The sequence below is a fragment of the Bacillus sp. LLTC93 genome (assembly GCF_002993125.1).
GTDB classification, from domain to species: Bacteria; Bacillota; Bacilli; order Bacillales; family Bacillaceae; genus Bacillus; species Bacillus zhangzhouensis.
Genome location: NZ_PVME01000008.1, coordinates 59,115 through 82,969, shown reverse-complemented (window position 1 = coordinate 82,969; position 23,855 = coordinate 59,115). Strand labels below are relative to the sequence as shown.

Below are 23,855 nucleotides of genomic sequence, written 5' to 3'. Positions count from 1 at the left end.
TCGTTCACCCTTCTTTCTTCATCTGTTCATATGTTTCCACGCACCAATCAATTCCTGCTTGAGCCACTCTTTTTCCATAATCTAAAGTAAACAGCCAGTACTTCGCATCAGCTTCATCTGGATAGAGCTCCTTGATGTTTTGTTCAATCGAAACGTATGTCTCATAACGGATACGGAGCCCCCTCTCATAATCCTGTAGAAGCACCAGCTTTTTCTCAAACGAAAGATATTGTCCAAAGAATAACTTTAATAACACTTCATTTCGTTCTGCTGGTAACTGATCGAGCGGCTGCGCCAGCCATTGCCTTAACGTGTTCAGTCCTTTTTCCGTCAGATGATACTCCCGCTTGTCTGAACGTCCAGATGTAGAAGCGGGTGAAACCTCAGCAAGTCCTTCTTCGACTATAAACTTTAAAGCTGGATAAATTTGTCCATAACTAATTTTCCAAAAATGATGCAAGCTCTTATCAATTAATTGCTTCACTTCGTAACCTGATTTACAATCTGTCGTTAAAATACCTAAAATCGCATACGTCGTATCATTGTATTTTTTCATTACATCAGCACACCTATCTAAAAGATATATCACTTAGATATATAATAAATTTGAAATGAATATAAAGCAAGAAAATAATAATTGGTAGATTTATATTTTTGAAATACAGGAGATAAATCATAAATATGGTAATATATACTTGATGTGTAAAGAGCTTGCGCATCTATTCATAAAAGAATGGAGGGTGTACAAATGAAGTTGAGGAACATAGGAATATTGTTCATGATTGTTGCACTATTGATTGGTGTTGGAAGTTTTGGAGGAAACAAAGCATCTGCTAAAAAAGAATCACTGAATCAATCTTATGCATATGCCTATAAAACAAAGGACAATGTCAGTTGGCTGAAGGTGACTGAAAAGAAAGGCAAGGTCACGGGTTACCTAAACGGTAAGGGTGTGAAGATTGATCCAATTGAACCGTTTATGGTGAAAACAAAATACAAACTAACGGGGAAAACCACCAAAAAAGGATACAAACTTAAAGTCAAACAAAAGAAGAAAACAATCGTATATGACATCTATTTTTCTGGAAAAGATCTCATGGTCAAAAAGCAAGGAGCAAAGAAAAGTAAACGCTATCAAGCTGTTGATGAGAAGAAATTAAAAAAATACAAAAAAGCCATTGATAAGCGCTATGATGAGTACGTGGATACAGCAGAAGACCGTTACTATGAGATCATAGGGAAATACACAGATAATTTAAATAAAGCCTACGGCTATCTGTATACAGCAAAAAACAATTCATATCAAATTTTTCTTGATATTGAAGAAGCCCTTTTTGAAGGGGAATTTTCAGGGGCTATTACAATCTCCAAAGCCACAGGGAAGAAAAGCAAGCCATTGAAAAAAGAAAAATATCAAGCAGATGGAATCACAGGCTTTAAAAGCTTTTGGGTCTATCCCACACCAAAAATAAAGGGTGGCCTGTCTAAGATGATCGGATCATCTGATGTAAAAGCTGCCTATATTGAGTTGCCGTTTTGGAAAAAGAATGAAAAAATGAAACTCAAAGCTGTGAATAAGAAACAATATAAAAAGCAAGTAGAAGCATTTAAAAAAGCCGCAAAGAAAAAAGCAAAGAAAAAATAAAGATAACATTCAATCAAGTCAGATAGGACATATAAGACTATCTGACTTTTTCTATTTCAATTTCCTCTAAAGTAAAACGAGGTCGTTCTGGTGACATTAGACTTATAAAAAAATATTTTTTAAATTCAAAAATATATGTTGACGCTTACATTAACTCAATATATACTAAAAACAAATCCAATATTGATAAATTAGACATGTGACTGGTCATGCAGGCAGGATCTAAAAACGATGAATTTCTTGAATTTGTCGTTTTAGGTCCTTTTTTTATTGCCAAAATATAGGTCTCATGTATGAGAAAAGGGGGAGAAAAGATGGATTATACACAGGTTGCCAAAGACGTCTTACAGCATGTAGGTGGCAAAGAAAACATTGCTCATCTTGAACACTGTTCAACAAGACTTCGCTTCACACTGATTGATCAGAAGAAGGCAGATGTACCGGCTCTAGAAAAAACACCAGGTGTCATAGCTGTCAGAATGTCAGGTCAATGCCAAGTAGTCATTGGGAATGATGTCATCGAAGTGTATCAAAAAGTTACAAGTTTAATGGGGGGCAGCTCATCAGGGCAAGAAGTGCCTTCCAATCAGCCAAAAGAAAAAAGAAAAGCAGGCGCAGTGCTGTTAGATTTCATTGTCGGTGTCTTCCAACCGCTAGTTCCAGCTATCGCAGGTGGAGGGATTTTGAAATCATTTCTTCTCCTTTTCTCTTTATTAGGCTGGGTGGATGCAAAGGGTCAAACATATCAAATACTAAACATGGTCGGTGACGCACCTCTTTACTTCCTGCCTTTACTAGTTGCCGTCACGACTGCAAATAAATTAAAAGTAAATCCACTCGTTGCCCTATCGGCAGTCGGTGCACTCCTTCTTCCGAATATGACAGCAATGCTCACTGAAGGAGCGCAATTACTGTCGTTTGACGTAAAAAATATAGCCTATGCGTATCAAGTATTTCCGGCAATCCTATCTGTATTGCTTTACGCACAGATGGAAAAATTCTTTACTCGATTTTCACCAAAACCGATTCGTATCTTCTTCGTACCAATGATGTCATTGGTCATTACAGTACCAGTTACGTTACTTCTGTTAGGGCCGCTTGGTTTTACAGCAGGACAAGGTTTTTCATCTCTCATTCTTGCAATGTTTAATACAGTAGGCTGGGTAGCTGTCGCTATTTTAGCAGCAGTTCTTCCATTCATGGTGGCATCAGGCATGCACAAAGCGATGGTTCCTTATGCGGTCACAACGATGGGGAACCTTGGCAAAGAAGCGCTTTATCTACCAGCATCACTTGCGCATAATATTGCGGAAAGTGGAGCATGTTTCGCTGTTGCACTACGGACAAAAGATAAAGTACTCAGATCAACAGCCATTTCGGCAGGAATTTCAGCATTTTTTGGGATCACAGAGCCGGCTTTATATGGTGTGACACTTCAAAATAAGCGAGTCCTTGGGAGTGTCATGATTGGTTCGTTTGTTGGCGGGATCTTCATTGGATTAGTTGGTATACAAGCCTTTGTGCTTGTTGGCCCTGGATTAGCAAGTATGTCGATGTTCATATCAGACGAGCTCCCGCGAAATCTTATGTTTGCTGTCATTGGAGCTGTCATTTCGTTTGTTGTTGCATTTATCGCTGCTTTTGTTTTAGGTAAAGATCGAACAGTAGAAGAAAAGACAAATGACCAAGCGGCATTTGCTGAACAAATTGGAGCAGGTGAAACATTCAAAAGCCCTGTCATTGGTCAAATGATCTCCCTATCTGAAGTGAAAGATGATATTTTCTCTTCAAAGGTTATGGGAGAAGGAATTGCCATTGTGCCTTCAAAAGGAGCACTTTATGCACCAGTAGATGGTGAGGTCACCTTGCTGTTCGAAACAAACCATGCACTTGGTATGAGAACGGATCAAGGGGTTGAAGTATTATTCCACATTGGCATTGACACCGTTCAACTGGAAGGTCAGCATTTCGATCCGAAAGTACAGGCAGGAGATCGTGTTCAAGCAGGAGATTTACTAATTGAATTTGATCTAGAAAAAATCATAGAAGCAGGATATGATCCAGTTACACTTGCTGTGATCACAAATACAGATCAATATGATATTAAAGTACAGCCATTACAAGAGGTCAATCGTCAAGATACATTGATGGTTGTAACACAATTAGGAGGCTAATCATATGACAACAATTAAAGGTTTTCCAAAAGGATTTTTATGGGGCGGCGCAATTGCCGCAAACCAAGCAGAAGGCGCCTGGAATATAGATGGAAAGGGCCCGTCTGTTGCAGATATTGCGATGTACCGTTCAAATTTGAGTGTAGAAGATTATGAAGGACACCTAGCAGTTTCTTCTGAAAATATAGACCGTGCCATTAAAGATCCAGACGATAAAAAGTACCCAAAACGTAGAGGCGTTGATTTCTATCATCACTATAAAGAGGATTTGGCTCTCTTTGCTGAAATGGGCTTTAAAACACTTCGTATCTCAATTGCCTGGAGTCGCATTTTCCCAACTGGTGAAGAGACTGAACCGAATGAAAAAGGGCTGCAATTTTATGAGCGTGTATTTGCAGAAATGAAAAAACACAACATAGAACCGATCGTGACGCTGTCTCATTATGAAATGCCATTAGCACTTAGTGTGAAATATAACGGCTGGGTTGAAAGAAAAGTCATTGATCTTTTTGTTAAATTCGCCAATGTGTGTTTTGAACGCTATAAAAATGATGTGAAATATTGGCTCACCTTTAATGAAATTGATAGTATTCACCGCCATTCTTTCATTACAGCAGGAATTATTCCTGATCGTTGTCCAGAAGGAAAAGAGGAAGAGATGGTTTACCAAGCACTGCATCATCAATTTGTCGCATCTGCTCTCGTAACAGCAGATTGCCATCGCATCATACCGGGCAGTCAAGTAGGGTGTATGCTGACAAAATTAACAACGTATCCGCATACGTGTCATCCGAATGATGTGGAACGAGCTTTGAGACAAAACTTAGAAAACTATTTCTATGCAGATGTACAGGTATTTGGTGAATACCCGCCACTGATCAAGCGCATGCTTGAGAGAAAAAATATTCATATCCAAATGGAAGCAAATGACCTTGCCATTTTAAAAGAAAACACAGTAGATTTCATCTCGTTTAGCTACTATATGTCTTTAACTGAGTCAGCCGATGAAGGGTTAGAAAAGACCGATGGAAATACGATCCGTGGGGTCAAAAATCCTTACCTTCCATCTACTGATTGGGGCTGGCAGATTGATCCAGTTGGTCTGAAAATATCTTTGATAGAATTGTATGATCGTTATCAAAAACCTCTCATTATTGTAGAGAACGGCATGGGTGCAAAGGATGTTGTTGAAAGTGATGGATCTATCCATGACGACTACCGTATTAACTATTTCAAAGAGCATTTCCGTCAAATGAGAGAAGCAATTGAAGAAGGCGTCGATCTCTTTGGATATACGAGCTGGGGCTCAATTGATATTATTAGTGCAGGTACATCACAAATGTCAAAACGCTATGGCTTTATTCACGTAGATCAGGATGACGATGGAAATGGTACATTAAAACGTTCTAGGAAAGACTCATTTTATTGGTACCAAAAGGTCATTGAAACAAATGGTGAATCGCTTGATTGAAAAACCACAATCATGAAAACAGGTGATGACGATGTTTAAAATCAAAAAAGTTTTAAACTCGAGTGTGGTCCTGGCTGAAGATCAGAACCAACAGGAGATGGTTTTGTTCGGCCGAGGGATTGGCTATGGACAGAAACCGGGTCAAATGATAGAAGAGAAGAAAGCAGACCAAGTCTTTATGTCAGTCGATAACATGAGAGCAAAAGAATTTCTTCAACTGTTAGATTCAATGCCTCATGAGTTTATAGATTTAACACAGCACATCGTCCAATATGCAGAAAAACGTTTAAACTCAAAACTAAATTCAGGTGTTTATTTTACCTTAATGGATCATTTGAATTTTGCAGTCGAACGACATAAAAAGAATATTAATATTACGAATCGCGTGTACTGGGAAATTAAAAATTACTATACTGAAGAATTTGAAGTAGGGAATTACGCACTTGAGTTAGTCAATGATACATTGGGCATTCAATTACCAAAAGAAGAAGCGGCCAATATCGCCTTTCATTTAATTAATGCATTAGGTGAACAATCCGATTCGACAGATGGCATGAAATATGCCAAGATGATCGGGAGTATTGTCAATCTCGTGCGATATACGTTAAATATGAAAATGGATCAAGAGAATATTCATTACAGTCGGTTCATTACACATGTGAAATTCTTTGTAGAAAGATTTTATGCAAATAAATTATTATCAGATCAAGAAAATGAGTTATTTGAACAAATTGCACACTTGTATCCTCAAGCGATGGATGTTGCTTTTAAAATCAAAGATTATATTAAACAGGTGCATAGTATCGTCATTCCTAATGATGAGCTTACTTATCTTGCGGTGCATATACACCGCCTCATGTCTTATCAACAATTAAAATAAATGTGGAACCACTTGCCTTGTGATGAGGCGAGTGGTTCTTTGTATTGCGCCAGTTTATGTTCCGATTGGCCGTTCTGTTGTACCAGGATTCGTATCATTTAACGTATTGAAAGACACTGTTTGTCCGAAAACAACGATGGCTAAAGTGAAAATCAGTAAACTCATTTTTTTCATCAGAATTCCTCCAGTCAAGTATAAGGTGTTCCATGTGATAGGCTTCCTTTAAAAAGAGATAGGCTTGATGAATTGCTCCCAACTCTTCAAAGTGTCTGGCAGCCAGTGCACTTAATTCACGGGCACCCTCAGCATCTTTTAATTCTTTCAAAATGCTGATTTCATCGAAACAGGTTTGAGCTTTTTTGGCCATATCTTCAGTGAAATATAGATGATAAAGCAAATTCATTTTTGCTGTATAGATGGGGTTTTTCTCCGTTGCATATTTTTGTTTGACCAATTCGAAATAATAGAGAGCTTGTGTTCTTTCATCGATGGAGAGCAGCTCTTTTATTAACATAAACATGGAGTGAGGGAAATAACACGATGAAAGGTAGTCATCATCGCTAAGAGCCTTTTCTAGGGCATCGATACATTTTTTTGATTCTCCAGCTTCTGCATACAGAATGCTGATATTATGATAAAGCTGTGAAGTTAGAAAATGATCGTTTAGACTGTTTGCGATGTATAATGCTTCTTTGTAGTAGTTCTCTGCTCTTTTGAAGTCGCCAATATCCATAAAATTAGCAGCGGCGATCACAAAGGCTGCAGCCAGTCTTCTTTCATACCCTTCATGACTTTTAAAAATATCAATAGCATTCTGAATATAGTGAAGTGAAATCAGACTTTGACGAAGCAGCATATATAAGTTTGCAATCTTCGTATGGAATTCTGCTACTTCTATTTCATCAGGAATGTTTTGTAGTTTTTTCTCGGCAATTTTAAATAGTCCGATCGCTGATGCATAGTCTCTTTTATATGAAGCGTAAAGGGCTTTGTAAAGGTAAAAATAGTATTCAATTAAGTCGTTTGTTTTAGAGGGGCAATCTAGCTCTGTCTGTTCATTCAGTTTTTTACCTCTTCGTTCATATAACATGAGTTTATACTTGCCTTCTAGCAATGAATAATAAGTCAAGACCTCCTGATTCTCTTCCATTTCTTGAAGTAATTCTTTTAATTCTGTGTACATTTCCTTTGCACTCTGTACATCATGCTTACGAATCGAAATTCGCCAATCATTTAAACGGTTCCCCACCTGTTCAGCTGAAATGATAGTCATCAAAATTTCACCTCTTTAAGATCCTTTCGCCTGTTTCACTAAAAAACGATATCACAATTTTTGGTAAAATATAATCGTTTCTGCGAGGTGATTGACAAGAGGTAATAAAAAGGACCTTAGGTCATGTGATGTACGATATTGTAACGATGAATGATTGTTTGTACAAATGAATAAAATCTTTTTTTGGAAGTCTAAAAAAGTGATACCTACAATCGATTTTATGATGATGTTCGAAAATATCACCCGTATATTTGAAGTAAAGCAATTTTAGGCATGGAAGACGGAAAATGGAAGGTCGATCTATTAAAGAAAATCAGTTATGATGTTGCTAGATCATATTAGAAAAGAAGCTGATAGATGCAGACAAAGATGAATACCAAAACACAAACTCTAGCCTTTTAGAAAGGACGTTGAAATGAAAAAAAGATTTCAAATCTTAAACTGGCAAATCACAGTGATGATCACGACGCTTTTAATCGTTTTAGAGACTCTTTATATGTCAAAGAGATACTTTTATAGCAAAGAAATTAAGTTGCTGACAGAATCTTGTCAACAAGCAGATGGCAAAATCATATTAGAAACAAATAGTTTGTCTATGGATTATTCGTTTGAGTGTAAGCAAAAATAAAACAGGCAGCTTTCTGCCCGTTTTTACTCCAATTAAAAGTCTAAATCTTGTAACCACTTGTTTAATACTGTTTCTCGTTTGTCAGTGGTGAAGCGATCATATTTTCCTAAGTTTAAATTGGCAACAATTTCTCCATCAATCATAAACAAAATTCTTTCAGAGCAAAGAGCCACTTTTGGATCGTGTGTGACGAGAAGTAGAGTTGTTCCTTCAGAGTGGATTTGTGAAAAAATATTCATGACTTCCTTTGTGGTACTGGAATTAAGAGCACCTGTTGGTTCATCGGCGAAAAGAATGTCTGGTTCATTCATAAGAGCTCGACAGATAGAGGCTCTTTGGAGCTGTCCACCAGATACTTCTGACAAATATCTATCTGCTAAATGATCAATTTCAAGTTTCTCCATTAGATATTGAGCTCGTTCATTTACTTCTTTTCTCGGCTTTTTTTTCGCTAAGTAAGCTGCAGCAATAATGTTATCAAATAGATTGAGATTCTTTAATAAGTGGCTATGTTGAAAGACGAACCCCATCTCTGTTAAGCGCAGAGCAGTTAACTGCTTGTCTGTCATTTTTGACAGTAATTGGTCTTTATATTTGATTTCTCCTGCTGAGGCTGTTTCTATACCGCTAAGCTGATAAAGCAGAGAAGTTTTCCCACACCCGGAAGGTCCCATAATGGTCACGAATTCCCCAGGCTTTATCGATAAATGGATATCTTTAAGAATGTTTTGTTTCTGCCCTTTTAATGAATCGATTTGCAAAGACAATCGCTTCGTTTCAATTAAGTGTTCCATGTGAAACATCTCCTTATGAAAGTGTATGACGGCTGGTTTTACTAGGAAAAAACGACTTCAATAACCACAAGGTTACAGCTAAACTCACAATAAACAGCCAGAGAGGGTACATGACTGACACCCATTGTGGTGCTAACCACTGAAGGCTTGATGCCCCTAAAGATGCCCCGCCTACACTCATCAAAGCCGGTCCGATGGAATGGACAGCGATTGTTCCAATAAAGGTGCCAAAAGAGAGAACCACGATAAAACTTGTTAAGTATTGACTTGTTAAATCCTTTATAGAATATCCAATCGTTCTTAACATGTGGTTACGACTTGCATCTTTCGCCTTTAACATGTGCAGAAACATCGTTAACATCAAGCTGGCTGTTCCAAAAGCAGCGATTGTTGAGAATAGTGCAATCAGCTTTACTAGAGATGCTGTGCTGCCGATGGTTTGATGAACGTATTCTTTCATATCTGTCACTTTTGCAGGAGACATACTTGTTTCAAATGCTGCCTTTTTTTCTGCAATATCTATTCCTTGTTTCAGTTGAATTTGAATGGTTTTCCAAAGGACTGATTGAGGAAAAGGTTGTGATAATGCTTTTGCTGTTTTTCCTCCGTTGGTGACGTCCTGGTAAATGCCAGTGACCATTCTTTGGATTTCATGCCCATTTGTTACGAGAGTGATTCTTTCTCCTACCTTTTTCTGAAGTGAATCTGCACTTAGCACTGATAAGGCAATTTCTTCATCCTTTAAAGGTTGTCGCCCTTGTAAATAGGTGAGAGGAAATGCTGAGAGATCACCTGTTTCTAAATAGATTGTTTCTAATGTATTCTCCTTTGTTTTGGACTGGAGAGAAGTTGTTTCATATACGGCAGATGTTTGAATGTCTAGATCTTCGTGAATCGTAGACTCGATTTTATTTGTACTTTTCTCTAAATCATGTCCTTGCCGTATATCAATTCGAAGGTCACTTTTGCCAGAGCCAAGATATGTGATGAAATCCGGTGATTGTAAAGTATGCCATAGCTGAATAGGCATCAGCATTAAAAATGTACAAATTGCGATAATACAGGCAATCGTTGTATACAACTTCATTCGGGAGATCAGATCTTTCAAACCAAACCATATATTGATGGGGAGGAACCTGTTTCTCTTGAGGTGCATTGGTATTTGTTTTTTATGATTTGGTGAAGTGACGCCATCTTGAAGTGCTTGAGCTGCCGATATTTGACCAAACTTTCTTAGGACAGCATAGCTACATGAGATGACGATCATTGCCGTCAAAATAGAAACGAAAAGCGGGATCAGCCATTGAGCAAAAGAAGAGTAATTCCCCATATATCGCTGAATATTGGCTGTAAACATATCACCAAATATAAGCGTTAACACATATCCTGCTATACACCCTGCACATGCAAGCACAGCATACTTCCCAACGTATAATTGCTTAATTTTTGATAAAGGAATCCCTAGCACCTTCAGTATCCCAATCTCACGTTCATCCTCTTCTATAGCAGCAGTCATAGCAAGACGGAGGGAGAGAAGGGAAATACTAATGAGCAGAAAGCAGACAAGAAGAAGAATGGCAATGACCATGCCATCTGTCAGTGCATTCAGCATGTGAAGCAGGGGCAATGTGACTGCTGGTCCCTGTTGTGGCAGCTGAGATGACTGATAGAGTGATTGAAAAGCATCTGCCTGCGCAGCATCATGTAGTAAAAATTCGATCAAGTACTCCTTTTTTTGAAACTCGTGATTCAGTGCGTCCCAATCCTCGTCATGAAGGAGGAATCTTTTTGAACTGACAAGGCTGGGGTTCATTTGCGCATCTCGTAAGAACGCTTTGATTTGAAAAGAGAATTGATGCGAACCTTTTTCAATCATTAACGTTTCACCTATCTTGAGGTGATACTTTTGTTGAAAATAAATAGGGACAGCCACTTCACCTTTATTGACAGTTAGCTTTTCATTTCGTTCGTTTAAAAGAAAATCAAAATAACGATTTTGTTTTACAAATAAATGATCCATCACACCTGCTTTTGCAGGCTCATGTCCGAACTTGATGCTGGTATGTTCAATTGGAATCATTGGGACAATTTGATGTGCTTTTACCAGGGGCTGTTTGCTTGAAAATATTTCGATCGCTTGTTCATCTAGGCTGCCATCGTGCATTTGGACAAAGTCTGGCGCTTTGGCAGATTGAAGTAGATCTGAAATGGAACCGTTCAGTTGTGCCGTCATTTGCGCGGCGCTAGTTGCTAAAAATGATGTCATCATGATGCAAAGGGTCAAGCCGATTGAAATGAGACGGTGGCGGGTTAAGTCTTTCTTTATAAACGTCAATCTCATGAGGCTGATTCTCCTTCAGGTTGAAGCATATTTTTTGTTAGGAAGGCAAGTGCAAACATCAAGATACTGACTATTAACACGGTCACATACATGTTGGCTGAAAAAGTGTTGAACAAGAACCCATACATCATTTGGCCGAGCGGAGCAGCACATTGGGAGACCATTGTCAGATTGGCCATGACTTTTCCTAATTGAGCATTTGGTGTTTTCTTTTGGACATGTGAGATGACAACAATTGAAATCATTGTGAGCAGCATGGCAATTGGAAGACACCCTGCTAAAAAGAGAAAATACGCTGGATATGTGCCAAATTGAAGGGCCGTTTTTGATGTTGAAAAAGCCACAGGCATTAAAATGATTGCGATGACGAGCAGCCAGCGATATAAAGTAGGAATGCGCCAATGCTTTGCTACAAGTCCAACTAGCAGGGCCCCTGCGATGACAGCAAACTCAATCAAGCCCATTCCAATCCCATACATGATGTCACTACTTTTCATTGTGACCCTTAAGATGATTGGACCACCAACGATAAAAAATGGTGTGAGGATGAAATTTAACATTGCTGCGAGCAGCATGGCTCTTTTTAAAAATGGCTGGGTGCCAATATAAGAAAATCCTTGTTTCATATCTTTCATGAGCACTTTGGTCATGGACTCCGTTAGCGGGCTAGGTGAGAAAGAAATATTTAACCGTAAAAGCATACATGCGGATAGAAAAAATATGATGGCACTAGCCCCAATGATAGATTGACTCCCGATAAGTCCGTACAGAACTCCACCGATAATAGGAGCGAGAACACCTGAAAGGGCCTGCACACCATTGACGATGCCATTTGCTTGTTCTAATTTTTCTTCTTTCACTAGCTGAGGAATGCTGGACATCACAGCAGGAGCATAGAACGTACTCATCACACCAAGAAGTATCATGACGGCTCCGATGATATAAAGTGAATCATTTCCTGAAAATAACCAGAGATAAAAGGCCAGAATCATGATGCCAGTGAGGACATCAAATAAAATCATCAAGTTTCTTCTGTTAAACCGATCAGCGATTGCCCCTGCTAATGGGGAAAGGAGGAGTGGGACATTGGATAAAGCGAAAAGTAAGGCATATAAGTCAACACGCTGTGTCATATCCAGCACGTGTAAAGATAAAACAAACCGAATCAAGGAAGACCCGAAAACGGAAATAATCTGTCCGAGAACAAGGTACATAAAGTGGCTGGAACCTCTATTGGATAACAAAAACATAAATATCACTCTCCCTTTAGACCGACCGTCAGTCTATAATGTATGCAGGATTGGTATTGAAGTGACCAATCACTGATTATTTTCATCTCCCTCTCCAGTTAATCGCTTGAGAAGGAAGGAGAAGCTTCCCTTTTCTGCATGTAACGAGGATTCGAGGAGATCGATAAAAGCTAGAGCTCTTTGTATACTTTCTTCTGCGGTCCATTGAAATAGGCCCTCATCAAAAATGACCTGTGCAGAAGCAAGAAGAAATTCAATCGTCTCTTGCGGGTACTTCGTTTGGAACGTCCCTTCTTCTACACCTTGCTGAATGACATCTGCCAATACTGGTGATAGTTCTTTTATGGCTTTGATCAAGCTTTTTTGATGCATTTCTGCATTCGAAGGTTGATGAAATTGTTCGATCATGCCTTGTTTGTTGCTTCCTTGTTTAGGAGACTGCTCCATGATGATACGAAATAGTTTATCGACGACTGGCAGGTCTGGATCAGCCGCAATACGCTTTGCCACGATGATATCTGTTTTGATGATCCTATCAATAATGGCATCCATCACTTCTTCTTTGGATGTAAAGTAATAATAAAATGTGCCTTTTGCAATGCCAACAGCTTTTAATATGTCAATAATCGTTGTTTGCTGATAGCCTTTGGTTGAGAAAAGCACCTCTGCTGCGTTTAAGATGTCATTTTTGCGTTCTTCAGGATGTTTAACGGTTCTCATAAAGCCATCCTTTCTTTTAACTAGACTGTCGGTCGGTTCCTTGTTTTGATTAAACACTTTTCACCGTACCTTTGTCAACGGCTGTTTTTTGAGAACTTTGCATTTATTGTGCAATAACACTATGATACATTGAATGAAAACACCTTCAGGAGAGATGCTGCATGCAATTTTTAACCAGTGAATTGGCTCAAGAAATGGTTGAACGTACGATGCATATTTTACATAAAAACATCAATGTCATGAATGCAGATGGTGTGATTATTGGTTCTGGTGAACGAAAAAGGATTGGACAGAAACATGATGGTGCACGACTTGTACTGACGAGCGGGAACAGTGTGGAAATTGACCAGGAGAAATCCTTCCGTTTAAAGGGAGTGATGCCCGGAATCAATTTGCCTATTTGCTTTCGTGAACAAGTAGTTGGTGTGATTGGGATTACTGGTGAGCCAGAGGACATTCGGCATCATGCAGAGCTGGTGAAAATGGCAGCTGAGCTGGTGTTAGAACAATCTTTTCTGCTTGAACGAGTTCAGTGGCGGCAGCGAATAGAAAGTGAAATTGTCAATCAGTTGATTTCTGATTCTGACGTGGGTGATCATCAGCTAAAGAATCGAGCGACCTGGCTGGGGATGGAATTAGATAAGCGCCGAATGGCGATTATTTTTCAGCCAGTTCCATCCTCCGAGGACACTGTGCACAAAATGATGCATGCGATTCAATATGATAAGAACGAGGCTGATTTACTAGGCATGACCTTCCTTCATGAATTGATTCTTTTAAGGCAACCTATTCCTGAACAAAATCTGAAGCTTGTGGTCGAGCAGCTACAGAGAGCGATGGTGAGAGCAGTAGGTAGGCAAGTGCTTGTAGGTGTAGGGACTGTCGCTGACGACATGAGCCTATTGCCTCTATCTTTTCAGCAGGCGGGGGATGCTCTGCGGTTGGGGAAGGTTCTTGATTCAGGTGAAAGTATATTTTTCTTTGAATCGTATCAGCTGGAAAGCTTATTCATGAAAGCAGGAACCGCAGAGGAGGAAAAAAGATGGACTGATTTTTACAAGTCACTTACACAAGAAACGGAGCTCGTCCATACGTTAAAGGTTTACATTGAAGAGGGGGGCGATTTGCAAAGATGCGTGGATCGTTTATATATTCATCGCAATACACTACGATATCGTTTAGATAAAATACAAGCAATCACCGGAAAAGACCCTCGTCATGTGAAACAGTTGATGGAGCTCTACATGGCGCAGTTGATCAGTCAACTACCTTGATTGTGCATTTGCACAATTGAATAAAGTGATAAATAAAAAAAGATCATCTAGATTCACAACTCGATCCCACTCGGTAAACGCTTACAATTGAGAAAAGACAATTTGGGGGGATCGAGAATGAGTGGAGATGTGACGGTAAGTACACTGGGAGCCATGATGGCGCTTGTGATTGCTATTGTTCTCATTTTAAAAAAGGTATCACCTGCATATGGCATGCTGGCAGGTGCATTCATAGGCGGTTTGGTTGGCGGCGTAGATATCGTGCAGACTGTGAATGTCATGATGGATGGAGCTAAGGACATGATTCCGGCTGTTCTTAGAATTATGGCCGCAGGTGTACTGGCTGGCGTTTTGATTGAGTCAGGTGCAGCGTTAGCTATTGCTGAGGCTATCGTGAAAAAGCTTGGAGAGGCGAGGGCCCTTTTAGCACTCGCACTTGCAACGATGATTTTAACAACGGTGGGCGTTTTTGTAGATGTAGCAGTTATCACGGTAGCGCCAATCGCGCTTGCCATTGCCAAACGGGCAAAGCTTTCAAAAACAGGAATTTTACTTGCCATGATTGGCGGCGGGAAGGCAGGAAATATTATGTCGCCGAATCCGAATGCGATTGCAGCCTCTGATGCTTTTGGTGTACCCCTTACTTCCATGATGGCCGCAGGTGTCATTCCGGCTGTATTTGGATTAGCTGTCACATATGTGTTAGCCAAAAAGCTCGCAAATAAAGGGACACCCGTTCTTGAAGAGGAAGCTGATCAAAGCAAGGTTCAAGTGCCTGCTTTTTTCCAAGCACTTGTGGGTCCGGTTGTCACCATTCTATTGTTGGCCTTAAGGCCGTTGTTTCAAATCAATATAGATCCAATGATTGCTTTACCGATTGGGGGCATTGTAGGCGCTCTATTCATGAAAAAAGGAAAGTTTCTCAATGATTATGCGATGTCAGGGCTTCATAAAATGTCAGGTGTAGCGATTATGTTATTAGGGACAGGCACATTAGCAGGAATCGTATCCAATTCTTCCTTGAAAGAGGTTTTTATTCAAGCACTTGATGCTTCGGGACTGCCTCCCTATTTGCTTGCACCAACGTCGGGAATTTTTATGTCAGCGGCAACTGCTTCGACAACAGCAGGAACGGCGGTCGCCAGTGGAGTATTTAGCGGTACACTGATTGGGCTTGGCGTATCTGCGCTTTCAGGCGCAGCCATGATTCATGCTGGCGCAACGGTGCTTGATCATATGCCGCACGGGAGTTTTTTTCATGCAACAGCAGGAAGTGTTCAAATGGACATCAAAGAACGGTTGAAATTAATGCCCTTTGAATCGTTAATTGGTTTGACTTTAACCGTTGTATCGACCATTATCTTTGGTATTTTCCAGCTGTTCGGCTGAGGACATGATGAGAAACGAGGGGTTTTAGGGTGAAAATTGTGATTGCACCAGATTCATTTAAAGAAAGTTTATCTGCTTATGAGACAGCAAGTGCCATTGAACGAGGATTTCGTTCTATTTTGCCAAACGCAGAGTATATCAAACTTCCAATGGCAGATGGAGGAGAAGGGACGGTTCAATCATTGGTTGATGCGACAGGCGGGCACATTGTTAATCAAGTGGTAACGGGTCCGCTTGGCGAACCTGTGGATGCTTTTTTTGGCATGTTGGGTGATGGTCAGACCGCTGTCATAGAGATGGCTGCAGCCTCAGGATTACACCTTGTCCCGCCAGAAAAACGGAATCCGTTATTCACAACGTCGAGAGGAACAGGAGAATTAATGCTTGCGGCACTGGATAAGGGCGCGAATCATTTGATCATTGGGCTTGGCGGAAGTGCAACGAATGATGGCGGCGTTGGGATGATGCAAGGGTTAGGTGCAGCTTTCCTCGATAAAGCAGGACAAGACCTTATGCCGGGCGGTGGGTCACTGAATCAATTAGCTTCTATCAATCTATCTGGACTTGACCCGAGACTGCAATTCGTCCGGCTGGAGGTAGCTTGTGATGTGGATAATCCTTTAACGGGAGAGAGAGGGGCGTCTGTCGTATTCGGCCCGCAAAAGGGAGCGGATGAAGAAATGGTTCAAGTGTTAGACAAAAACCTATCTCATTTTGCACATGTAGCAGAAAAGCAGCTGAATGTATCTTTTGCTGATGCAGCAGGTGCAGGAGCAGCGGGAGGACTTGGTGCGAGTTTATTAGGCTTTTTACAGGCCGATCTGCAAAAAGGAATCGATATTGTGCTGAAGGCCGTTCATTTTGATGACGTCATCAAGGAGGCAACCCTTGTCATTACTGGCGAAGGACGGATTGATCGGCAGACCATTTATGGAAAAACGCCGATCGGTGTAGCCAAAGCAGCAAAGCAGTATGACCTACCTGTGATTGGCATCGCAGGCTCCCTCTCAAAAGACAGTACAGTCGTACATGATCATGGAATTGATGCACTTTTTAGTATTGTTCCAGGTGTCACCTCTCTTTCTGATGCGATGCAAGATGCGGCTCTTTACGTAGAGAGAACTGCGCGGAATATTGCGGCTGTGATGACATTTGGAAGAGAGAAGTAAATGCTGAAAAATGTTTCCTTTTCTATCACATTCCTTTCTATAGAAATGTGGTAAAATCGTATTAAATGAAATAGAAAGTTGGGGGAAACACAAATGTCTAATCTACCGAATTGTCCTTCGTGCAGTTCATCCTATACTTACGAGGACGGCAGTCTGCTTATCTGCCCTGAATGTGCGCATGAATGGTCACTAGAACAAGAACAAGCGGCTGAGGAGCAGCTTGTTGTCAAAGATGCGAATGGGAACCTGTTAAGCGATGGCGACACGGTCACTGTCATTAAAGATTTAAAAGTGAAAGGTTCTTCTTCGGTCTTAAAAATAGGAACGAAGGTCAAAGGCATTCGTTTAGTCGAAGGCGACCATAACATTGATTGTAAAATTCCTAGCTTTGGCGCTATGAAGCTAAAATCAGAGTTTGTGAAAAAGGTATAAAGAATGAAAAGAGGCTGTCGTTAAGAGGCCTCTTTTTTCATTTCATTATTTATAGGTGAAAGGAATAATCTTAAACAGAATTCCATACATATATACCTGTTGAAAAAGGTTCATTTTTTAAAAAATCAAGCCTCTTTTCACATAAAAACCCGCAGTTTTCTTAACTCCACCTTAAAAAAGGCAGATGATTCGCTAAATTTCGGCTAATTCCCTTCACAATTTTTGGGCATTGCTGTACCATATGGAAGTGTTCTTCTATTTTTGACGGATCATGGTGTTTATCAGGAAATAGATGATAGATGATACTTAGACAAAGAAGGAGAGGTAACGTGACGAACGTTTTAGAACTGCATAATGTATCTAGGCATATTCGCGGGAAAAAGATTGTTCAAGACTTGAGTTTTTCTGTTCAGGCGGGCGAAGTCTTTGGCTTTTTAGGACCGAATGGCGCAGGGAAAACGACAACCATTCGCATGATGGTCGGACTTTCTCCGATTACATCTGGTGACATTCTGATTAATGGACATAGTATTCAAACCTCCTATCAGCATGCGATCCAAGATGTCGGTGCGATTATTGAAAATCCAGAAATGTATAATCATTTAACGGCAAGACAAAATCTTGTTCATTTTGCCAGAATGAATGGAAAAGTGGATGAAGGACGAATTGATGAGCTGTTAGAGCTAGTCAGTTTGCAGCATGTGAAACATAAGCGTGTCCGTACGTTCTCATTAGGAATGAAGCAGCGCTTGGGCATTGCACAGGCACTTATACATAGACCGAAACTGCTTATTTTAGATGAGCCGACCAATGGACTTGATCCTGAGGGAATTCGTATGATACGAGATTACTTGAGAAGGCTTGCGAAGGAAGAAGGGCTAGCTGTTATTGTCTCAAGTCACCTCATGTCAGAAATGGAATTGATGTGTGACCGTTTTGCCATTATCCAAACAGGCAAGCTGATTGCCATTGAGGATCAGCGTGCGGAGACGAAGCAGGATGATTTGGTCAATTATCGAATGAAGGTCGCATCTGAAGAACTTGAAGAAGCGCAGAAGCTTATTGGTGCATTTGAGGAAGGCGTCACTGTAAGGGAAGAGGAGCAGTACTTATTCTTCTCCATGCCAGAAGAAAAAATGCCGGAATTGATTCGTCATTTGAGCGGTGCGTCTATTCATTTGTACGAAATCAAAATAGAAAAACAAACACTAGAAGATAAGTTTTTAAGTTTAACAGGTAAAAAGGAGGCAGACGTATGATTCGCCTCATTCAAAACGAGTGGATGAAAATCAGTTATCGTGTTGGTACTTGGATTATGGTTGGACTTCTTGTTTTAGGTATGATTGCAACGTTGATCTTTGCACTTAAAACAAATGACGAAGATCAATCATCCGGAGCTTGGAAAGCCCAACTAGAGATGATGAATACTGAGAACAAGAAGGAACTCAAAGAAATAGAAAATGGTTACTTTAAAAGAAGCCTTGAAAAAGAGATCGCTATTAATGATTATCGAATTAAGCATAACTTGCCGCCAGATGATCAGTTTAGCGACAGTGTATGGGATTATGTGAAAACAAACGCCAATTTACTTCAGCTTGTAGGTGTGTTTGTGATCATTATTGCTTCCACCATTGTCTCGGCCGAATACAAGCATGGTACTATTAAATTATTATTGATTCGTCCACCATCAAGGTTAAAGATCCTAATATCTAAATATATTACGGTACAGCTGTATGCTCTTTTACTTGTTGTGGTACTGTTTATTTTGTCATTCATATTGGGTGCCATTTTCTTCGGACTCAACACTGATTATGTGAATTTGGTGTATCAAAATGGTGAAGTGATTGAACGTTCGCAGTTTGCCAATATGGTTTTTTATTATTTAGCTAATTGCGCAATGTTTGTTGTGCTAGGGACACTTTCGTTCGCTATATCAACGATATTCAGAAGTGAAGCTATCTCCATTGCCATTAGTGTGTTAGCTTATATTGTAGGTGGAACGATTACAGGTATTTTAATGCTCTTCTTTGATTGGACAAAATATTTGTTATTCGCAAATGATCCATCCCAATACTTTAAGGAACAGGTTACTTTTATCGAAGGCATGTCTCTAGGATTCTCATTAACCGTCCTAGTCATTTATTGGGCCATCTTCTTGGCGATTGCTTTAATTGTCTTCCAAAAGCGAGAAGTAAAAACAGGTTAATTTAACTTTTTAGGAGGTTTCTATATGATTAAGCGTAAAGGTGAAAAAATTATGGGGATTATTAGTATTGTCCTCAACGTGATTGGTGTAGGTTTTGGGGCGTTGATGCTCTCTGTGGACCCAGCAGTTTATGAAGAATTGAATGAAGTGTTAAAAGAGGAAGGCAGTGCCTTACCAGTTGAAACACTTGAGGCCTCGGTTCATGCCTTTGGTGTTCAGTTTATGGTCGTTTCCGCAATTGCGGCTGTCTTAACACTTGTTGGTGTGATTGTCTTGAAAACAGACCGCCGTGCCGTGCTTTCTGGTATTCTTTTCTTGGTTTCGGCTGTGACTCTTTTAATTGGAACCGTTGGTTTTGCCTTCGTTCCGATGATCTTGTTGCTGATCGTTGGGTTGATGTCACTGATTAAAAAACCGAAAACAGAAGTGCACACGAGTGAATATCCTTCATAAATCAAAGAAAAAGACATGCGCACATATGCGCATGTCTTTCTTTTTTATATAATGCCAATCAGTTTGGCGATGATGAGTAAAACGATACTGAACCCCCACATCCAAAAGAAGGAATAGCGGATATGTTTCCCCATATCGACCCCTGCAAGACCGATAGCAAGCCATACAGCAGGTGCAAGGGGGCTGACAAAGGTCCCAATGATATTTCCAATCATCATGGCATATGCCGCAGATGTCCCCGGGACGCCAACCTCAGATGTGATCGATTCGACAATTGGCAGAAGTGCATAATAATAGGCGTCTGTACTTGTCAGCATATCAAGCGGAACACCAAATATCCCCACAATGATATGTAAAAATGGCAGTAAGAAAGCTGGTAAAATATGAATGCTGTCAACCGCAATGGCTTTCAGCATACCGGTTCCTTCAAGAATTCCTAAAAATGAGCCTGCGGAGAAAATAACAGCCGCCATCATCAATGCACTAGGTGCGTGTGCCTTGATTCTTTCCATTTGTAAATTCACATTCGGATAGTTAACCAAAAGTGCTAGTGAAAGACCAATCATAAACATATAACTAGCAGGAATTACGTTAAGCACGAGAAGGACAACAACTGCCAAAAACAGAATGAGGTTCACCCAGATGAGGTGATAACGCTTTAGAGAGGCGTCACCTGTTTCACTAATAGATTGGATGGCACGATCCCAATCTGCGCCTTCTAGTTGAACAGCGGCTACTTCGTTTGCAGCAATTTTCACTCGAATTCGTTTTTCTTCCCTCTTTCCTAAAATGAACGCCATCCCTAACACGAGCACGACCCCAATCAGCTGAATCGGAATGAGCGGTACCCAGAGTTCAGATGGATCCATATTCAAGACACTTGCTGCCCGTCCAGTGGGTCCGGCCCATGGAATCATATTGGTTAATCCGGCACTTGTCCCGATTAATAGCAGCAGTAAGTAAGGACTCATATGTAATTTCTTATAAAGCGGAAGCAATGCAGGAACAGTTAATAAAAAGGTCGTAGCCCCTGCTCCGTCTAAGTGCGCGATGACCCCAATCAAAGCAGTTCCCATCGCAACTGTGACAACATTTCCTTTGGTCAGCTTAATTAACGCTTTAATTACAGGTTCAAAGAACCCTGTATCTTGTAAAATGCCAAAAAATAAAATGGCGAAGATAAACATGGTCGCCACCGGCAATACTTTAATAATCCCTTCTTCAAAAAAGGTTTGAATGTCATTGATACCAAATCCCGCAATGAGCGCCCCTATTAAAGGCACCATGACCATGGCGACAATTGGACTTGCTTTCCCCCAAATCAGCAATACAACAATCGTTAAAATAATCAACAATCCAACAAACGTTAACATAAGACCCTCCCCCTACAATAAACCGTTTACATTTGTTTGCTCTTTTTAACACAATGCAGTCCCTTAGCTGCATTGAAAAAAAGAGTATCAAAAATATGAGCATTAGGCAACCGCTTTCATACCTACACAATGGTAAAAAAGGATGGTCAATCCAGTCAGGGCGCGGTGTCAAACATGTCAAAAAATTTAGATAAAAAATAACACTTCAAGTGCATATCTACAATTAAAATAATTTATATAGGTATTTAGAATCATTAAAATCAAGAAGCGTCCAATGAATGGACGCTTCTTTCAATCTATTTTTTCAAGATGATGTATTCGTAAGGATCAAGTTGAAGCTGCTCGGGTACATGCTGTCCAGTCAGCATATTCTCATAGCTTTCCTCTGAATCTAGTGAAATGTTTTGCGGCTGTTCTGTAAAATTCATCATAAACACATATTCCTGCGTGCCATCTGTTCGTTTTTGTACACTGACTCCCTCTGGGATCGGCGAGGATAAGATGGGCTGTATGCCAATTCCTGCGATGATATCCTCGTAAAACTCATCGTAAAAAGCCTGTTCATTTTCGGAAGCCATATAGTATGCTTTTCCATTTCCAAATGGGTGGACAGTAAGAGCTGGCTGTCCTTCATAGGAGCCATTTTCGAAATGCCCTAACACAGAGGCCGATTCAGGATGAATGGATTCGCAATATTGGCCGACATGGTAGGTGCGTCCATTCCCAGTGGACATTAAAACGTGTTCATCTGGCACCAATGTGTTGATTTCCTCTGCCCAAATGCCAAGTACATGGCGGAGAGGGCCCGGGAAACCGCCGAGGAAACAGAGATCGTTTTCGTCGACCATGCCGCTCCAGTATGTCGCTACAAAAATGCCGCCCTCTTTGACAAAGGCTTCAATCTTTTCTGCGACGCCTGGTTTGATCATGTAGAGCATTGGCCCAACTAGCACTCGATAGGATGAGAAGTCCTTTTCCATTCCGACAATGTCAACAGGGATGCCCTTTTTCCAGAAGCTGCGATAGTGAGTTTGACAAGCCTCCACATAGCGTTTGTTTGTATTATTTAAGGCTTGAGCATCATCAATCGCCCAGTGGTTTTCCCAATCGTATATGATCGCGACCTCAGGTTGAACGGATGTGCCCACAACCGGCTGCAGCTGCTGTAGTTGTTTCCCTAGATCAGCCACTTCTTGAAATACACGTGTATGTTCATGTCCTGAATGATCCACAACTGCGCCGTGGAATTTCTCAGAGGCACCTCGGCCCTGTCTCCACTGGAAATACAGCACGGAGTCTGATCCGTGGGCGATCGCCTGCATAGCAGACAGATGAGCCATTCCTTTATGTTTGACTTTATTCACATCATGCCAGTTTACGAGGCTAGGCGTGCTTTCCATGACGAGAAACGGCTGTCCGTCCTTTAACGAACGATACAAATCGTGAACGAAGGCGACGTTTGACGCTAATTCGGCAGTTGTTTCTCTGCCGCTATGCCACGCAGGATAGCTATCCCATGAGATCACGTCGACGACCTTTGCAAATTGATGATAATCCAGCCCAAGGAATGGACGCATATGCGGATAGTCGCCCATAAAGTTGGTGGTCACTGGGATATGAGGCGTCAATTCTCGCAGCGGCTCAATTTCATTTTGATAAAAATTGATCGTTTGAGCTGTGACAAAGCGCTTCCAATCTAGGTTCATGCCGTGAATCATGTGCTCCCCATGCGGTGCAGGTGACTCAATTTGTGACCAATCACTATAGGTGTGGCTCCAAAATCCCGTCCACCATGCTTGATTCAATGCTTCAAGGTCATGGTTGTATTTGTCTTTCAGGTAATGTCGGAATGCCTCTTGGCAAAGATCGCAATGACATTCGCCGCCGTACTCATTCGATATGTGCCACATGATCAGTGCTGGATGATCCTTATAGCGTTCAGCAAGTAAACGATTGAGTGTATTCGTTTTTTCACGATAAACTGGTGAAGTGAAGCAATGATTATGGCGAAGCCCGTGTAAGTTACGCTGGCGGTTCGCTTCGACGCGTAATACTTCTGGATATGCTTGCGAGAGCCAAGCAGGTCTTGCCCCGCTAGGTGTGGCGAGAATGGCGTGAGCCCCCTGCGCTGCCAAGCGGTCCATGATGTCATCCAGCCATGCAAAATCGTACTGACCTTCTTCTGGCTCTAGCTTACTCCATGCGAAAATGTTGATGGAGAATGTTTGGCAGTGTGCAAGCTTCATTAATCGAAAATCTTCGTCAATGATCTCCGGCATATGAAGCCATTGATCTGGATTATAGTCGCCACCATGCATAAAGCCTTTCACATTTGGGTGAACGAGTGGGTAACGCTTTCCCATTTTGTCACGTCCTATCATTT

Annotated in this window: 19 protein-coding genes; 11 read left to right on the top strand and 8 right to left on the bottom strand. The window is 40.8% G+C overall.

All coding sequences use genetic code 11. From position 1 onward, the window contains the following. Positions 1 to 4 precede the first annotated feature (4 nt). A complete protein-coding gene (locus C6W18_RS17665; RefSeq protein WP_105928427.1) occupies positions 5 to 556 on the bottom strand; it encodes a PadR family transcriptional regulator in 552 nt (183 codons plus the stop codon). 192 nt (positions 557 to 748) lie between these two features. Between C6W18_RS17665 and C6W18_RS17660 the strand changes: the two genes are divergently transcribed. The 4 genes from C6W18_RS17660 (at position 749) to C6W18_RS17645 (ending at position 6,170) form a co-directional block, all read left to right on the top strand. Further along, positions 749 to 1,645, top strand: coding sequence for a hypothetical protein (locus C6W18_RS17660; protein WP_034323329.1), 897 nt, complete (start codon positions 749 to 751; stop codon positions 1,643 to 1,645). A 314-nt stretch (positions 1,646 to 1,959) separates the two neighbouring features. Next, on the top strand, positions 1,960 to 3,819 hold the full coding sequence (locus C6W18_RS17655) for a beta-glucoside-specific PTS transporter subunit IIABC (RefSeq protein ID WP_105928426.1): 1,860 nt from the start codon (positions 1,960 to 1,962) through the stop codon (positions 3,817 to 3,819). 4 nt (positions 3,820 to 3,823) lie between these two features. Then, complete coding sequence (locus C6W18_RS17650; RefSeq protein ID WP_105928425.1) at positions 3,824 to 5,290, top strand: glycoside hydrolase family 1 protein; 1,467 nt, start codon at positions 3,824 to 3,826, stop codon at positions 5,288 to 5,290. A 31-nt stretch (positions 5,291 to 5,321) separates the two neighbouring features. Then, complete coding sequence (locus C6W18_RS17645) at positions 5,322 to 6,170, top strand: PRD domain-containing protein (RefSeq protein ID WP_105928424.1); 849 nt, start codon at positions 5,322 to 5,324, stop codon at positions 6,168 to 6,170. 94 nt (positions 6,171 to 6,264) lie between these two features. Here the strand turns inward: C6W18_RS17645 and C6W18_RS17640 are convergent, their stop codons facing one another. From C6W18_RS17640 to C6W18_RS17615, 5 genes are all read right to left on the bottom strand, one after another. Further along, a complete protein-coding gene (locus C6W18_RS17640) occupies positions 6,265 to 7,443 on the bottom strand; it encodes a Rap family tetratricopeptide repeat protein (protein ID WP_105928423.1) in 1,179 nt (392 codons plus the stop codon). A 660-nt stretch (positions 7,444 to 8,103) separates the two neighbouring features. Beyond that, complete coding sequence (locus C6W18_RS17630) at positions 8,104 to 8,865, bottom strand: ABC transporter ATP-binding protein (RefSeq protein ID WP_105928421.1); 762 nt, start codon at positions 8,863 to 8,865, stop codon at positions 8,104 to 8,106. A 13-nt stretch (positions 8,866 to 8,878) separates the two neighbouring features. Further along, a complete protein-coding gene (locus C6W18_RS17625; RefSeq protein ID WP_105928420.1) occupies positions 8,879 to 11,206 on the bottom strand; it encodes an FtsX-like permease family protein in 2,328 nt (775 codons plus the stop codon). Continuing rightward, positions 11,203 to 12,456: an MFS transporter gene (locus tag C6W18_RS17620; RefSeq protein WP_105928419.1), complete on the bottom strand. Its 1,254-nt coding sequence runs from the start codon at positions 12,454 to 12,456 to the stop codon at positions 11,203 to 11,205. The genes C6W18_RS17625 and C6W18_RS17620 overlap by 4 nt, the downstream gene beginning before the upstream one ends. 69 nt (positions 12,457 to 12,525) lie before the next feature. After that, positions 12,526 to 13,176 carry a TetR/AcrR family transcriptional regulator gene (locus C6W18_RS17615; protein WP_034323352.1) on the bottom strand — a complete coding sequence of 217 codons (651 nt, stop codon included), beginning with the start codon at positions 13,174 to 13,176 and terminating at the stop codon, positions 12,526 to 12,528. Between the two features lie 161 nt (positions 13,177 to 13,337). Between C6W18_RS17615 and C6W18_RS17610 the strand changes: the two genes are divergently transcribed. The 7 genes from C6W18_RS17610 (at position 13,338) to C6W18_RS17580 (ending at position 20,099) form a co-directional block, all read left to right on the top strand. Then, entirely contained in the window at positions 13,338 to 14,450 is a 1,113-nt protein-coding gene (locus C6W18_RS17610) for a CdaR family transcriptional regulator (protein ID WP_105928418.1), read from the top strand. Positions 14,451 to 14,567: 117 nt separating this feature from the next. Next, positions 14,568 to 15,839 carry a GntP family permease gene (locus C6W18_RS17605; RefSeq protein ID WP_034323357.1) on the top strand — a complete coding sequence of 424 codons (1,272 nt, stop codon included), beginning with the start codon at positions 14,568 to 14,570 and terminating at the stop codon, positions 15,837 to 15,839. Positions 15,840 to 15,868: 29 nt separating this feature from the next. Continuing rightward, entirely contained in the window at positions 15,869 to 17,008 is a 1,140-nt protein-coding gene (locus tag C6W18_RS17600) for a glycerate kinase (protein ID WP_105928417.1), read from the top strand. Between the two features lie 93 nt (positions 17,009 to 17,101). Then, the gene (locus C6W18_RS17595) at positions 17,102 to 17,440 is read left to right on the top strand and encodes a zinc ribbon domain-containing protein YjdM (RefSeq protein ID WP_034323363.1); all 339 of its coding nucleotides are present in this window, start codon (positions 17,102 to 17,104) and stop codon (positions 17,438 to 17,440) included. 329 nt (positions 17,441 to 17,769) lie between these two features. Next, positions 17,770 to 18,699 (top strand): ABC transporter ATP-binding protein, encoded by a 930-nt coding sequence (locus tag C6W18_RS17590; RefSeq protein WP_105928416.1) that lies wholly within the window; start codon positions 17,770 to 17,772, stop codon positions 18,697 to 18,699. Further along, positions 18,696 to 19,646, top strand: coding sequence for an ABC transporter permease (locus C6W18_RS17585; RefSeq protein ID WP_105928415.1), 951 nt, complete (start codon positions 18,696 to 18,698; stop codon positions 19,644 to 19,646). The genes C6W18_RS17590 and C6W18_RS17585 overlap by 4 nt, the downstream gene beginning before the upstream one ends. Positions 19,647 to 19,670: 24 nt before the next feature. After that, positions 19,671 to 20,099, top strand: coding sequence for a DUF4064 domain-containing protein (locus C6W18_RS17580; RefSeq protein ID WP_105928414.1), 429 nt, complete (start codon positions 19,671 to 19,673; stop codon positions 20,097 to 20,099). A gap of 44 nt (positions 20,100 to 20,143) precedes the next feature. Here C6W18_RS17580 and C6W18_RS17575 read toward each other — a convergent pair whose 3' ends face one another. Both C6W18_RS17575 and C6W18_RS17570 read right to left on the bottom strand, forming a co-directional pair. Continuing rightward, positions 20,144 to 21,472, bottom strand: coding sequence for a CitMHS family transporter (locus C6W18_RS17575; RefSeq protein ID WP_105928413.1), 1,329 nt, complete (start codon positions 21,470 to 21,472; stop codon positions 20,144 to 20,146). 296 nt (positions 21,473 to 21,768) lie between these two features. Continuing rightward, positions 21,769 to 23,835, bottom strand: coding sequence for a beta-galactosidase (locus tag C6W18_RS17570; protein WP_105928412.1), 2,067 nt, complete (start codon positions 23,833 to 23,835; stop codon positions 21,769 to 21,771). Positions 23,836 to 23,855: the final 20 nt, after the last annotated feature.